The organism is Mesorhizobium sp. M5C.F.Cr.IN.023.01.1.1, assembly GCF_003997585.1.
In the GTDB taxonomy this organism is placed as follows: Bacteria; Pseudomonadota; Alphaproteobacteria; order Rhizobiales; family Rhizobiaceae; genus Mesorhizobium; species Mesorhizobium wenxiniae.
Map to the genome: position 1 here is coordinate 84,926 of NZ_RZSU01000005.1, position 13,226 is coordinate 98,151.

The 13,226-nt window shown below is 62.7% G+C and carries 11 protein-coding genes; 2 read left to right on the top strand and 9 right to left on the bottom strand.

Annotation, left to right across the window (positions count from 1 at the left end; all coding sequences use genetic code 11):
- Nucleotide 1: 1 nt before the first annotated feature.
- Nucleotides 2-1,873, top strand: a complete 1,872-nt coding sequence (locus EOA78_RS03750) for a CocE/NonD family hydrolase (RefSeq protein ID WP_245477378.1) — start codon at nucleotides 2-4, stop codon at nucleotides 1,871-1,873.
- 204 nt (nucleotides 1,874-2,077) lie between these two features.
- Nucleotides 2,078-2,938, top strand: a complete 861-nt coding sequence (locus EOA78_RS03755) for an alpha/beta hydrolase (RefSeq protein WP_127313926.1) — start codon at nucleotides 2,078-2,080, stop codon at nucleotides 2,936-2,938.
- A 58-nt stretch (nucleotides 2,939-2,996) separates the two neighbouring features.
- Here the strand turns inward: EOA78_RS03755 and EOA78_RS03760 are convergent, their stop codons facing one another.
- The 9 genes from EOA78_RS03760 to EOA78_RS03800 form a co-directional block, all read right to left on the bottom strand.
- Nucleotides 2,997-3,893: an arginase family protein gene (locus EOA78_RS03760; RefSeq protein WP_127313927.1), complete on the bottom strand. Its 897-nt coding sequence runs from the start codon at nucleotides 3,891-3,893 to the stop codon at nucleotides 2,997-2,999.
- 466 nt (nucleotides 3,894-4,359) lie between these two features.
- Nucleotides 4,360-5,439, bottom strand: a complete 1,080-nt coding sequence (locus EOA78_RS03765) for an ABC transporter ATP-binding protein (RefSeq protein WP_127313928.1) — start codon at nucleotides 5,437-5,439, stop codon at nucleotides 4,360-4,362.
- Complete coding sequence (locus EOA78_RS03770) at nucleotides 5,436-6,236, bottom strand: ABC transporter permease (RefSeq protein ID WP_127313929.1); 801 nt, start codon at nucleotides 6,234-6,236, stop codon at nucleotides 5,436-5,438. Before EOA78_RS03770 ends, EOA78_RS03765 begins: the two co-directional genes overlap by 4 nt.
- 1 nt (nucleotide 6,237) lies before the next feature.
- The gene (locus EOA78_RS03775) at nucleotides 6,238-7,098 is read right to left on the bottom strand and encodes an ABC transporter permease (RefSeq protein ID WP_127313930.1); all 861 of its coding nucleotides are present in this window, start codon (nucleotides 7,096-7,098) and stop codon (nucleotides 6,238-6,240) included.
- Nucleotides 7,099-7,167: 69 nt separating this feature from the next.
- A complete protein-coding gene (locus tag EOA78_RS03780; RefSeq protein WP_127313931.1) occupies nucleotides 7,168-8,172 on the bottom strand; it encodes an ABC transporter substrate-binding protein in 1,005 nt (334 codons plus the stop codon).
- Between the two features lie 65 nt (nucleotides 8,173-8,237).
- Nucleotides 8,238-9,713 carry an aldehyde dehydrogenase gene (locus EOA78_RS03785; RefSeq protein ID WP_127313932.1) on the bottom strand — a complete coding sequence of 492 codons (1,476 nt, stop codon included), beginning with the start codon at nucleotides 9,711-9,713 and terminating at the stop codon, nucleotides 8,238-8,240.
- Complete coding sequence (locus EOA78_RS03790) at nucleotides 9,710-10,762, bottom strand: LLM class flavin-dependent oxidoreductase (protein ID WP_127313933.1); 1,053 nt, start codon at nucleotides 10,760-10,762, stop codon at nucleotides 9,710-9,712. The genes EOA78_RS03785 and EOA78_RS03790 overlap by 4 nt, the downstream gene beginning before the upstream one ends.
- Nucleotides 10,759-12,567: an alpha/beta fold hydrolase gene (locus EOA78_RS03795; RefSeq protein ID WP_127313934.1), complete on the bottom strand. Its 1,809-nt coding sequence runs from the start codon at nucleotides 12,565-12,567 to the stop codon at nucleotides 10,759-10,761. The genes EOA78_RS03790 and EOA78_RS03795 overlap by 4 nt, the downstream gene beginning before the upstream one ends.
- Entirely contained in the window at nucleotides 12,560-13,147 is a 588-nt protein-coding gene (locus EOA78_RS03800) for an amino acid synthesis family protein (protein WP_127313935.1), read from the bottom strand. The genes EOA78_RS03795 and EOA78_RS03800 overlap by 8 nt, the downstream gene beginning before the upstream one ends.
- Between the last annotated feature and the right edge of the window lie 79 nt (nucleotides 13,148-13,226).

Sequence of the window (13,226 nt, forward strand, 5' to 3'; positions counted from 1 at the left end):
GATGACCGACTTCCAGGCGTTCCAGTCCGTGACCGATGACATGGTCCTCTGCCGCGACGTCATGGTGACGATGCGCGATGGGGTAAGACTGGCGACCGACATCTACCGACCGGCAAGGGGAGGCCGCGCGCTGGACCGGCCAGCTCCCGCCATCATTGAGCGGACGCCTTATGGCAAGGCGATGGCGTCGCGCGCCGAGCTCGAAATCGGAATGACCGAACCGATGGATCGCGCGACAGTCGCCAAGCATTTCGTGCGCCATGGTTACATCGTCGTCTATCAGGACTGCCGCGGCCGCTACGGCTCGGAAGGTGAGTTCGTCAAATATCGCTCCGAAGGTCCGGACGGCTACGACACGCTTGCATGGATCGCAGCCCAGCCCTGGTGCAACGGCCGGATCGGCACCATGGGCCTTTCCTATGCCGCACATACCCAAATGGCGGCGGCGTGCCTTGCGCCACCGGCGCTTGCTACCATGATCCTCGATTCCGGCGGGTTCTCGAATGCCTTCACCTGCGGCATCCGCCAAGGCGGCGCGTTCGAGCTGAAGCAGGCGACCTGGGCCTACCGGGAAGCCCGCGAGAGCGCCGTTGCCGCCGGCGACGAGTTGGCCCGAAAGGCGCTCGAAGCGGAAAACCTGCATCGCTGGTTCGGCAAAATGCCGTGGTCGGAGGGCCGTTCGCCACTCCGCTGGGCTCCGCAATACGAGGCCTATCTGCTCGAGCAGTGGCAGCACGAGACCTTCGACGATTTCTGGAAGCAGGTCGGCATTCATGCGGCGGGCTACTACGATGCCATTCCCAACATTCCGATTGCTCTGATGTCGAGCTGGTTCGACGTCTATGTCCCGACGACGTTCGAGAATCTGGCTGGCCTTGCCAGCAATGGCAAACGGCCGCTCGCCTTGATCATGGGACCGGGCTTGCACGGCGACCGCAATCTGACCTTTGCCGGCGACGTCGATTTCGGACCGAACGCTCCGCTCAGCGGCAATGTGGCGGCAAGCTGGCTGGAGTTTCGTCGCCGTTGGTTCGATCGCTGGCTGAAGAGCGGGCCGGAGGACGATCTCGACGAGGAGCCGATCCGCCTTTTTGTCATGGGCGGGGGAAAGGGCACGAAAAATGAAACGGGCCGTCTCGATCACGGCGGCCGCTGGATCAAAGCCAAGCGGTGGCCGCTGCCCGAGGTGACGGAGCAAAGCTATTATCTGCACCCCAACGGCAGGCTCTCGGAGGCCTTTCCTGCGGCCGACGCCGTCGCGCTGAGCTATGATTTCGATCCCGCCGATCCCGTCCCTACCATCGGCGGCGCGCTGACCAGCGGTCAGCCGATCTTCGCCGGCGGCGGCTTCGACCAGAGAGAGGACGACAGGTTTTTCGGCTGCCGCAATTTCGGCTTGCCGCTTTCCGCCCGTCTCGATGTCCTCTCGTTCGAGACCGAGCCGCTTGCCGACGATTTGACCGTGCTCGGACGGGTGGGGGTGGAGCTCTGGGCGGCGAGCGATGCAACCGACACCGACTTCACGGCGAAACTGATCGACGTCTATCCACCGAGCGCAGACTATCCGACGGGCTTTGCCCTGAACCTGACAGACGGGATTTTCCGTTGCCGCTTCCGGCATTCATTCGAAAGAGCCGAGCTTGTGAAGCCTGGGGAGATCATGCGGCTTCGCATCGAGCTATTTGCGACCGCCAATCTGTTCCGTGCCGGCCATCGGCTGCGTCTGGACATCTCTTCGAGCAATTTTCCAAAGTTCGACGTCAATCCGAATACCGGTGCGCCGGCGGGCCTCGGCCGTAGCCGGCAAGTGGCGCGCAACACGGTTTTTCTCGATGGGACACGGCCATCGCGGCTGATCGTGGAGAGATTATGAGCAAATCGGGCGGCTCTAAGCCCTGCCCGATAAGCTTGCGCAAAGATAGGCTGATGTGGGGGTACAATCGACTGGGAGTGATTTTTGCCCGTCCGGGCGTATCCGCAAGCACGCCATAGCGCCACGTAACCCACTGATTTAGAATAAATCCGGGAGAACGGCGGGCGAACCGAGCAATGGCTCGGCGAGAGAAGGAGGCCTGCGATGATCCGGCACTATCTTCGTGTCATGGGCGGAAGCCGTCTCGCGGTGGATGTCGGAGGGGATCCCTCCAGTCCCGCCCTATTGCTGCTGCACGGCTTTCCCAGCTCAGCGCGCACGTTCCGGCGTCTGGCCCCGATGCTCCTCGACGACCTGTTCGTCATCGCTCCCGATCTTCCGGGGTTCGGGGACTCCGATGTCCTCGCCTCGATGTCGTTCGAAGCAATGGGGAACGCAATCCTCGAAGTCCTCGACCACTTCTCCGTCGGTCCCCGCTTCATCTATCTTCACGATTTCGGCGCGCCAGTCGGCTTTCATGTCGCGATGTATGCGCCCGCGCTGGTGACGGGTCTGATCATCCAGAATGCCAATGCTCACACCAGTGGGTTCGGCCGCCAATGGGCAGACACCATCGCCTATTGGTCGAACCCCACCGCGGAGAATGAGGCCGCCGCCACCGCTCATCTGACCTGGGAAGGGATGCGGTACCAGCATGTCGGGGGCCTGCCCGACGATATTGCAAAGTCCATCGCTGCCGAAAACTGGGATGAGGACTGGCGCGTGATGAGCCTGCCGGGACGGCTCGAGGCACAACGTGCCCTCGTGGCGGACTATGGAAACTATGTGCGCCGCTTCGCAGAGATCCAGAGCTATCTGCAAACCTGCCAGCCGCCTGCACTGATGGTGTGGGGTCGCCATGACCCCTTCTTCGAACTCGCCGAAACCATGAGTTGGATCGAGGCGCTTCCCCGTATGGACGCCCATATCCTCAACGCCGGTCATCTCCTGCTCGAAACCCGTGCGGAAGCGGCAGCTCACCTGATCCTTGATTTTATCAACAGAGAAAAGGCCCGGTCCAGATGAATGGGTCACGGTGTCGGTTGACCGCCGTCAGCAAATTTATTTGTTATTGGTTTCAATACTAAGCAGACGCGGCAGTGCCGAGAGCTACGCACAGGACATCAGCAAGGCCACGGCCGCCGCTGCCGTCGACGTCGAGACGCGGATTGTAGATGGCGACCTCGAGCCCGACCGCCTTTTCGGTCGCCAGGATGATCCGGAGCGCCGCCGACAGTTCGTCCCAAGACAGCCCGCCCGGTACGCGAAAATCGACCGCCGGCATAATCGCATCGTCGAGACAATCGGCGTCTAGATGGATGAAGAAGCCGTCGAGTTCAGGCCGCGTCAGGTGGCCAATGGCCGCCCGGGCGGCGGCTTCGACGCCCAAGCGGCGGATGGCGTGCAGATCGTAGGCCATGAGCTCGGCTGGCAAGGGCCGGCTGCCGAATTCGGCCTGGTCCTCGTGGTCGCGAAATGCGAAGGCGACAGCATCCTCGGAGCGCACCAACGGGCGGCGGCCCTCCAGGTCGGTCAGCAGCGCCGGCCCGTAGCCGGTGACGAAGGCCAGGTCCATAGACGCGCCTTCGCCGTTAGGCTCGGCCTCGGGCTGGAAGAAGTCGGCGTGGCCGTCGATAAAGAACAGGCCGTAGCGACCGCGCCGGCGCAGCGCGAGCATCGGGCCCAGCACGATCGTACAGTCGCCGCCCAGCACCACCGGGAATTCGCCCGCGTCCAGCACCTCCTCTACGGCGTTGGCGAGCTTGGGCGACCATGCCGCGATCGCGTTGGCATTGAGCGTCAGGGTGGCAGGGTCGGGCTTCGGGTCCTTCGGCGGGACGGCCAGCCGCCCGGCATGGCGCGCATGGATGCGGTCGGCGAGGCCCAGTTCCAGCAGCCGACCGGGCAAGGCCTCGACGCCGTCGGTCGCGAGACCCAGCGAAGAAGGCGCTTCAAGGATGGCATAGGGTCGGTTCGGCATCAGATGCTCCAGATATGGCGAATAAGAACCGGCGCAACGCCGGCGGTCTCTGCCACTGAGCGCTGCGGGCCGAGGCTGCCCGTCTCACGGCCCCATAAGCGATGCTTTTGCGGCCAAAACTCCCCTCGCAGCCGACGTAGCCTCGGTACGCAACACCTCTCGGTACGCTTCAGGCCGCCACGCTCTTCGACGTTGCCTCCAGCACCGCTGACGGTATTTTTCTCGTAAATTCGATCGCGTTGTTTTCGCCGGAAGTCGCACCACTCGGGCAATTGATACCGAAAGTGGACAAAGCCGAGGAAATTTCAACCCGGCCAATTCCCTTGTGAAGTCAAACCCCAAATTCTGACCATGGAAGACAGTTCTTGGTGCGTCGACGTGTTGCTGCAGCATGTGGCGATGAACACTTCGGACCTGGCGAGGCCCTAGCGCGAGTTACGCCGTGCTGAAGTCAAACTGTCGTTTATCAGGCTGGAAACAGAAATGCGGCAGCGGGATCGAAAAAAATCTGCTGTCTGCTCGAGGCGATGCCTTCCTGTGCTTCCGCCATATCGGATGTCGGCCTGACGTCGATCTCCTGACCGGCGGCCGTGCGCGCGATGACGCGCCGCCGCTCGCCGAAGAAGGCGGTGTCGATGAACTCGACCGCAAGCCCGGCAGTGGCCGGGCCGGGTCGCAGGCGAAACGCCTCCGGCCGCACCATCAGCCTGGTTTTCTGGCCATGGCTGAAGTCCTGATCGATCCTGACGCCCGAGACAACTGAGCCATCGGCCAGGCGGATCGTGGCGGAGCCGTTGACGGTTTCAAGATGCTCGGCCGGCAGGAAATTGGAATTTCCGATGAAACTGGCTACGAATTCGCTCGCCGGTCTCAGATAGAGGTCCTCGCCGGTGCCGATCTGCTCGATGCGCCCGTCCCGAAACAGCGCGATGCGATCCGAAAGATGCAGCGCCTCGTCCTGATCGTGGGTGACGTAAAGGATCGTTACGCCGGTTTCGCGGTGGATGCGCCGTATCTCGGCCTGGATTTCCTCGCGCAGCTTCTTGTCGAGGGCCGAAAGCGGCTCGTCCATCAAAAGGATCGGCGGATCGTAGGCGAGCGCCCGGGCAAGCGCCACGCGCTGCTGCTGTCCGCCGGAAAGCGCGCCAGGATATCGGCCGCCGAAACTCTCCAGCCGCACCAGCGACAGCATCTCGGCGACTTTTCGTTTCACCTCGGCGTGTGGCCGGCGGCGCACGCGCAACGGAAAGGCAACGTTCTCGGCGACGGTGAGATGCTGGAACAGCGTGTAGCGCTGGAACACCATGCCGATATTGCGCTTGTGTGACGGCACCGACAGCAGGGACCTGCCCTTGAAAAGAACGTCGCCGGATGTCGGATGCTGAAAGCCGGCGATGGCGTAGAGCGTCGTCGACTTGCCAGAGCCGGAAGGGCCGAGAAAGGTCAGAAATTGGCCCCTGGGTATATCGAGCGTGACATCGTGCACGGCGACGAAGCTGCCGAACGCCTTGCGCAGGTCGCGAATGGAGAGGAACGGTTCGGTCATTTCGACAATTTCCGCCGAATGAGTGCGGTTACGATCATCAGGCTCAGCGTCAGGAAAACGAGGAGGCTGGAGGCCGCGGCGATGACCGGGCTTAGATCCTGGCGCAGGCTGCCCCAGATCTTGACCGGCAAGGTCTGCAAGGTGGGGCTGGCCATGAAGATCGCGACCACCACCTCGTCCCATGAGGCGAGGAAGGCGAAGATCGCCGCCGAGAAAATCCCGATCTTGATCGCCGGCAAGGTGACCCGGAGCTTTGCTTCGAAAGGGCTTGCGCCGCAGACGATCGCCGCATCCTCGATGGATTTGTCAAACCCTTCGAGTGCCGCGGTGATGGGAATGATGGCGAAGGGGAGTGCCAGGACTGTGTGTGCGATGACGAAGCCTGCCGTGGTGCCGCCAAGCCCGATCCGCAGGAACAATGCATAGACGGCGATGGCGAAGACCACGACCGGCAGCACCATTGGCGTCAGCAGAAGGCCGCGAAGCGTGTTGCGCCCGCGAAACTGTCCCCTGACCAGGGCGAAAGAAGCCAGGAGCCCGATGGCGACGGCAAGGATCGCAGCCATAGTAGCAATGCGCGCACTGGTCAGCGCCGCTTCGAGCCAGGCCGGATCGGCGAAGAGCTCCTCATACCATTTCAGCGTCCAGCCGGGCGGCGGAAAAGCCAGCCACCGCGACGATCCGAACGACAGAAGCACTATGAAGACCACCGGCAGTAGCAGAAACGCGGCAACCAGGCCGGTGAAGCCGAGAAGTGCTGCACGCAGCCAGCCCAGCCGGTCGTAGTCGAGCAGCATCTCAGATGCCTCCCGTCATGCGCTTGGCGCCGACGAGGCGCAGCTGCAGCGCGTAGAGTGCCATGGTGACCAAAAGCAGGATGAAAGCCGCCGCGCTTCCGAGCCCCCAGTTGAGCAAGGACTGGATCATCTGGGCGATCATTGCGGCGAGCATCATATTGGAAGTGCCGCCGAGCAGCGTCGGTGTCACGAAATAGCCGAGCGACATGACGAAAACCATCAGGCCGCCTGCAGCGATTCCCGGAAGCGACAATGGCAGCAGGATGCGGCGGAAGGCCTCGAAGGGGCTCGCACCGCACAGAGCGGCGGCGCGCAGCGTCATCGGTTCAATGGCGCGCAGGGTTCCGACCAGTGGCAGTATCATGAAGGGCAGCATGATATAGACCATGCCGATGGTGACGCCGGTCAGGTTATTGATGAGCGGCAGCGGCTCGCTGATCAGGCCGATATCCATCAGCGTCCGGTTGATGACGCCGGTGCGTTGAAGCAGCACCATCCAGGCATAGGTGCGGGTGAGCAGATTTGTCCACATCGACAGGATGATGATGCCGAAGACGATCGAGCCGAGGGCAGGCGGCATGATCGCCAGCATCCAGGCGACTGGAAACGCCACGATCACGGTGACGGCGGTGACGACGGTGGCGACCAGAAAAGTATTGAAGAAGACCCGCGCATAGGTGCCGTCGCCAAACAGGATTGCGTAGTTCTGCAGGCCCGGTACGGGTTCGGTTACGCTGCGCAACAGCAGCGCAACAACCGGCACCACGAAAAACAGGGTGATGAGGGTCAGCGCTGGCAGGGCGCCGCCGACGCCATCTGGCCTTCGGAGGATTGGCTGTCGATGAAGCAAATTGCCCGACATGGCGATGATCCCGGCAGCTCAGGCGGGACGCCTAGCGACGCCCCGCCGGTTCATGGGTGTGGTCGGCGGCTATTTGGCCTGCCAGGCGTACCAACGCTCCGCGATCGTGTCGCGGTTTTCAGCCCAGTAGTTCATGTCGAGGTTGATCTGCCCGTCGACATAGGCGTCCGGCAACGACTTGACGACATCGGCCGGCATTTCGGCCTTGGCTGCCTTGTTGATGGGTGCGTAGCCGCTTGCTTCAGCAAACATTGCCTGGCTTTTCGGGCTTGTCGCTGTGGCCAGGAATTTCATGGCGCTCGCCTTGTTCTTCGAACCCTTGGGGATGACGAGCACGTCGGCGGCGGTCATGTTCTGATTCCAGGATGCGCCGACATTGGCGCCGTCCTGCTCGAGGGCGAAGACACGTCCGTTCCAGAGCTGCCCGAAGGCCGCTTCACCGGAGGCGATCAGCTGTTGCGACTGCGCGCCGCTGTCCCACCAGACGATTTCCGACTTGATCGTGTCGAGTTTCTTGAACGCCCGGTCGAGGTCGAGCGGATAGAGCTTGTCTGCCGGCACGCCGTCGGCCAGCAGTGCGATTTCGATGACGCCCGGCGCCGACCATTTATAGAACGTGCGTTTGCCGGGAAATTTCGTCAGGTCGAACATGTCGGCCCAGCCCGTTGGTTCGCCCGACACGGCCCCTTTGTTCCAGGCAAGAACGAAGGAGTAGTAGAAGCTGCCGACCGCATGGTCGGTGGTGAAGCGAGGATCGAGATCGGCTTTCGGCACGACGTTGAAATCAATCGGCTCCAGCAGGCCGTCCTTGGCCGCCTTGATGGCGAAATCCATTTCGACATCGACGACATCCCAGGCGACGCTGCCGCCTTCCACCATGGCCTTCAGCTTGCCGTAGTCCGTCGGGCCGTCCTGCAGGACCTTGATGCCGGAACTCGCTTCGAACGGAGCAGCCCAGGATTTTGTCTGCGCTTCCTGGGTGGTTCCGCCCCAGCTGGTGAACACCATCTCATCGGCGTGCGCGGCAGTGGCTGCCAAGAATCCGGCCAAAATGCCGGTCAAAATCAGTTTCATGTCATTCTCCTCTGTTGGTTGCTTGGTTTCTTGTTGTTATGAAATTGCGCGATCGCGGCGCTGCCTCATCGCATGACGAAAGGATCCGGGATCGGCTCGTCGGATATCCGTATCCAGACGGATTTCGAGCGCGTGTAATCGCGAATGGCGTCGAGCCCGCCCTCACGGCCGAGCCCCGACTGACCATAGCCGCCGAACGGCACGAGCGGCGAAACGGCGCGGTATGTGTTGACCCAGACGACGCCGGCATGGATGTCGCGCGCCATGCGGTGCGCCTTGGCGAGATTGGTGGTGAAAACGCCTGAGGCCAGGCCGAACGGCGTATCGTTGGCAAGCGCCAGGGCTTCAGCTTCCGTGTCGAAGGTGAGAACGCTGAGCACCGGACCGAACAATTCCTCCCGCACGCAAGGCAGTCCTGTGTCCTCGGCGTCGATAATCGTCGGTGCGTAGTAGAAACCGCGCGGATGCTCGTCGGGCCTTTTTCCGCCGGTGACCAGCGTCCCGCCCTTGGCGAGGCTCTCGGCAACGATCTTCTCGATCCATTCCCGCTGCCGTGGCGTGGCCAGTGGTCCCATTTCGGTGGCCGGGTCCTGCGGATCGCCGATCTTGATGGCCTCGGCCTTGTGCTTCAGCCTGTCCAGGAACTCGCCCTTTATCGACCGCTCGACAAGCAGTCGCGAGCCGGCGACACAGCTTTGTCCAGACGCCGCGAAAATCCCGGCCACGACCGCGTTGGCCGCACTGTCCAGGTCCGCGTCGGCGAAAACGACAACCGGGCTTTTCCCGCCCAGCTCCAACGTCGTATAGGCCAGATTTTCCGCCGTGTTGCGGACGACCGCGCGAGCGGTCGAAGGCCCGCCGGTGAAGGCGACGCCTGAAACCAGCGGATGACTTGTCAGGCGCCGGCCGCAATCGTGCCCGAACCCGGTCAGTATGTTGACGCTTCCGGCGGGAAATCCTGCCTCGTGAACGAGTTCGGCGAAGGCCAGCAGCGGCGCTGGGCCGTCCTCCGAGGCTTTCAAGACGACCGTGCAGCCGGCCGCCAATGCCGGGCCGAGCTTGACGGCCGAAAGGAAGAGCTGCGAATTCCATGGCACGACGGCAGCAACGACGCCGATCGGCTCGCGCCGGATGGTGACGTCCATATCAGCCTTGTCGATAGGCACATGCGAGCCTTCATGCTTATCGGCAAGCCCGCCATAGTAACAGTAGTAGTCGCCGACATAGGCAATCTGGGCGCGGGTCTCGCGGATGATCTTTCCGGTGTCGCGCGTCTCCAGTTCGGCCAGGCGGCCGGCATTGGCGACGACCAGCTCGCCGAGGCGCACCAGCAGCTTGCCGCGCGCCGTCGCCGTCAGCGATGTCCACGCGGCGGAGTGCAGCGTCCGGTGCGCCGCCTCGACGGCGCGGTCGACATCGGCTTCGGTTGCGGCGGGCATCGTCGCCCAGGGCGCTCCGGTGGATGGATCAGTGCTTTCGAAGGTGGCTGTCGGCGTATCGAACGCCCCATCTATGAAGTTCCTGAAGGCCGCAAGGGTCATAGCGGCCTCCCATGCCGAAAGGCCGGCATCACCTTGTCGACAAACAGCTGCAGCGACTTTTTCTTGCGCTCGTGTGGCAGGCCGCTGTCGATCCAGATCGAATATTGGTCGTAGCCGAGCGCCTCGTACGCCTTCAGCCGGGTGATCACCTCTTCGGCTTCGCCGATAACCAGGTTCTGTCGGATCTTGTCCGGCGCATATTGCGGCATGGCTGCGATCTCGTCGTCCGTGAGCGCCTCCAATATGCCTTGACAAACAGGCTTCTTGTTCTGGAACCAGGCGCCGAACTGGCAGTAAAACAGCGACAGGTCCTTCGTCAGCTGCTCCGCATCGGCGGCGTCCTCGGCAACGAATGTGTGCATCAGCAGCATGATATCGGGGCGTGCCATGTCCGGATGCGCCGCGCACGCCGCGTTGAAGCGCTCCATCAGGCTGGTCACTTCGTCATCGCCCGAGGCGAGCGGCGTCACCTGGACGTTGCAGCCGGTGGACACGGCGAAGTCGTGCGAGTTGGGATCGCGCGCAGCCACCCAGATCGGCGGGTGCGGTTCTTGCACCGGCTTGGGCGACGAGGTGGTCGATGGAAACGACCAGAACTCCCCGGACATCTCGAAGTCGCCTTGCCAGAGGCCCTGGATAGCGGGGATGATCTCGCGCATGCGCTGGCCCGCGCCCCAGGCGTCGAGCCCCGGGAACAGGCGTTGGTATTCATAGCTGTAGGCGCCGCGCGCGATGCCGATGTCGAGCCGGCCGCCCGTGATGACGTCGGTCATGGCTGCTTCGCCGGCGAGCTTGATCGGATGCCAGAACGGCGCGATGACCGTTCCTGTGCCGAGCCGGATGCGCTTCGTCCTGGCGCCGAGATAGGCGATGTTGATGAACGGGTTTGGCGAGATGGTGAACTCCATGCCGTGGTGCTCGCCGATCCAGGCCGTCTCGAAGCCTGCCGCCTCAGCCATCAGGACCAGTTCCTCAAGCTCGTCGATGAGCTCGGCATGCGGCTTTGCCGGGTCCGAGCGTTCCATATGGACGAAGAGCGAGAACTTCATATCTGTTCACCCGGATTAGAACTGTTCATGGGTGCCGGCTTGGCGAGCGGACGGACTTCACCTTCGACCTCGTTGCCGACATAGACTCCAAACGCATCCTCCCGACATTCGCGAACGTAGCGGGCAAGCATCGACCGCACAGCAGCGTCGGCGATGTTCAGTCCGGCAATCCTGTCGATGTCGACGAGCCGGACCTCGCCATCGCCGGAGTGGGGCGTGTCTACCGTGCCGCGGTAGTAGACATGCGTTCGCGATGGGCTTGCTGCGTCGTCCCAGACCGCAAACAGGAACCCGAGATGAGCCTCGATGGCTTTCCCAGCGAGGCGTCCCCTAAGGCTTCGTGTATCGCCGGACGACCCCAGTCCTCGGCCCGCCGGCAATTCGAAAAAGCCATCGACAGTTTCGAAGAACAGCACGCGGCCTTCATCTTCGAGGATAGCGCCGACCTCCATGTCGGGTGGCGCGGCCGCCAGCGCTTCCTGGCTGAGACCGGGCGAGACATAGGCGCCACGGCAATAGCCGAGGGGCTGCGATGAATTGTGGGAAAATTCGCGAACGCGGCCGATCAGGATCGAATGATCGCCGGCGTCGACCAATTGCTCCATGTCACAGTCAAACGTCGCCACCGATCCACCGAGCAACGGGCTGCCGGTCGGGCCGAAGCGCCATTCGACAGCCGAGAACTTGTCCTGCGATTTCGAAGCGAAGACGCCGGACGCAGCTCTCTGTTCCTCCGAGAGCACGTTGATGGCGAAGCACTTCGACGTCGAAAATACAGGATGACCCAGCGCTTTCTTCGCGATGCAGACCAGAACAAGCGGCGGATCGAGCGAAACGGATGTAAACGAATTGGCGGTGAAGCCTCTAGGCTCTCCTTCTGGCCCGATCGCGGTGACGATGGTAACGCCGGTCAGGAAGGAACCGAGCGCCCGCCTGAATTCGCCCGCGTCGAAGGCTGTGCCCATCGCCGGTAGCTCCGATGTGCTTGTGCTGTCGTTGCACTCGAAAAAATTGACTATGCGCCGTGTGACCGTGTCGGGTGAGGCTACGGCCATCATGTGTCGTTCGCTCTCCAGAACGACGCAGCGACCGCGCGGCGCGAGGCGTGCCATTGCCGCCGACATCGCAGGTGATGAATTCCTGTCCTGCGAGCCGGTCATGAACAGGGCCGGCACCGCGAGACCCGAAAGACGATCGCCATGCGCCGAATCCGCATGGGCGAAAAGTCGATATGTGCGCGCATAGCCTTCGCGGTTGACGCTTTGCAGTGCCGCGCGCGTCGTCCTTGCGGCCTCTGCCAGGCGGTCGGGGACCGGGTTGCCGAACCAGCGCGCGATAGTTGCGTCCGTCCCTGACAGGTTTTCCGCGCCATTCAATTCCGCGGCGCGCTCGCGCACCGCCTGCGCAAGGTCCGCCGGGCGGCGAAACACCGCGTTAAGCGACACGAGGCTGCGGACCCGTTCGGGGGCACCGAGAGCGATTTCCTGCCCGACCAGCGCCCCCATCGAATGGCCAACGATTGAGACGGCATCCAGGCCAAGGTGATCAAAAAGCCGGATTGCCTGTTCGGCATAGTCGCCAAGGCTGGCGTTCTCGGGCGGTAGCGGTGACCGGCCGTGTCCCAGCATGTCGATCGCGATCACATCCCATTTGCCCTTCATCAGCTCGATCTGGGGCCCCCAGATCGCCGCGTTCATGCCGACGCCGTGGATGAGGAGGACCGGCGCTCCGGATCCGGCACGGATGAAACCGGTACCGTCAGGCGCCGTTCCGCGATCCCAGCCAGGGGCCGTCAGCTCAGCCATGCAGATCGCCGACCTCCCTGAGATCCTGGTAGCGGTCACCGATGCGATGATGCGGTCGTCCGCCGATCGAGGCGCCAAGCGCCACCACCAGCTCGTCTGGCGCCGGCGCGTCGCCGATCTGGAAATGCACCGTCAGGTAGTGCGAACGTCGGCCTTCATCGTTCTTGTCCATGAGCGGGATCATGATGGGTGTGTTCGGCCCGCCACGCAGGTTGGTGAAGGCAAGATAGGTCTTGGCGCCGACGGCACGCCGATAGTGGTTGCCGAAATGCAGCGTGTGGATGAGCGCGGAAGCATGCTCGATCTCGCCCGAAGTGCCGCATATTGCGGCTTTGCCGTAGCCTTCGATCGCTTCGCCGGATCCCGCGACTGCGAGAATTTCATGGGTCAGCATCTCCCCCAAAACCGGCGCATAGGCGCGGATCTCGGGAGAAAGGTCCTCGGTGAAACCGCGTCCGGCCCAAGGATTGTCGAGCACTGCCGCCACGCCGATCAGGCGCAGCGGCCGGGAGGCCACCTTGCCGCCTTCAACCAGCGTGTTCTCTACGTAGGTGACGATCTTTCGGATGGCCGGCTTCATCAAATCCTCGGTGATCGATTGAGCTGAGGCATCCGGAAAAGTTCGTTTTGCCTCATCATCTTATGGTATACCATAATTG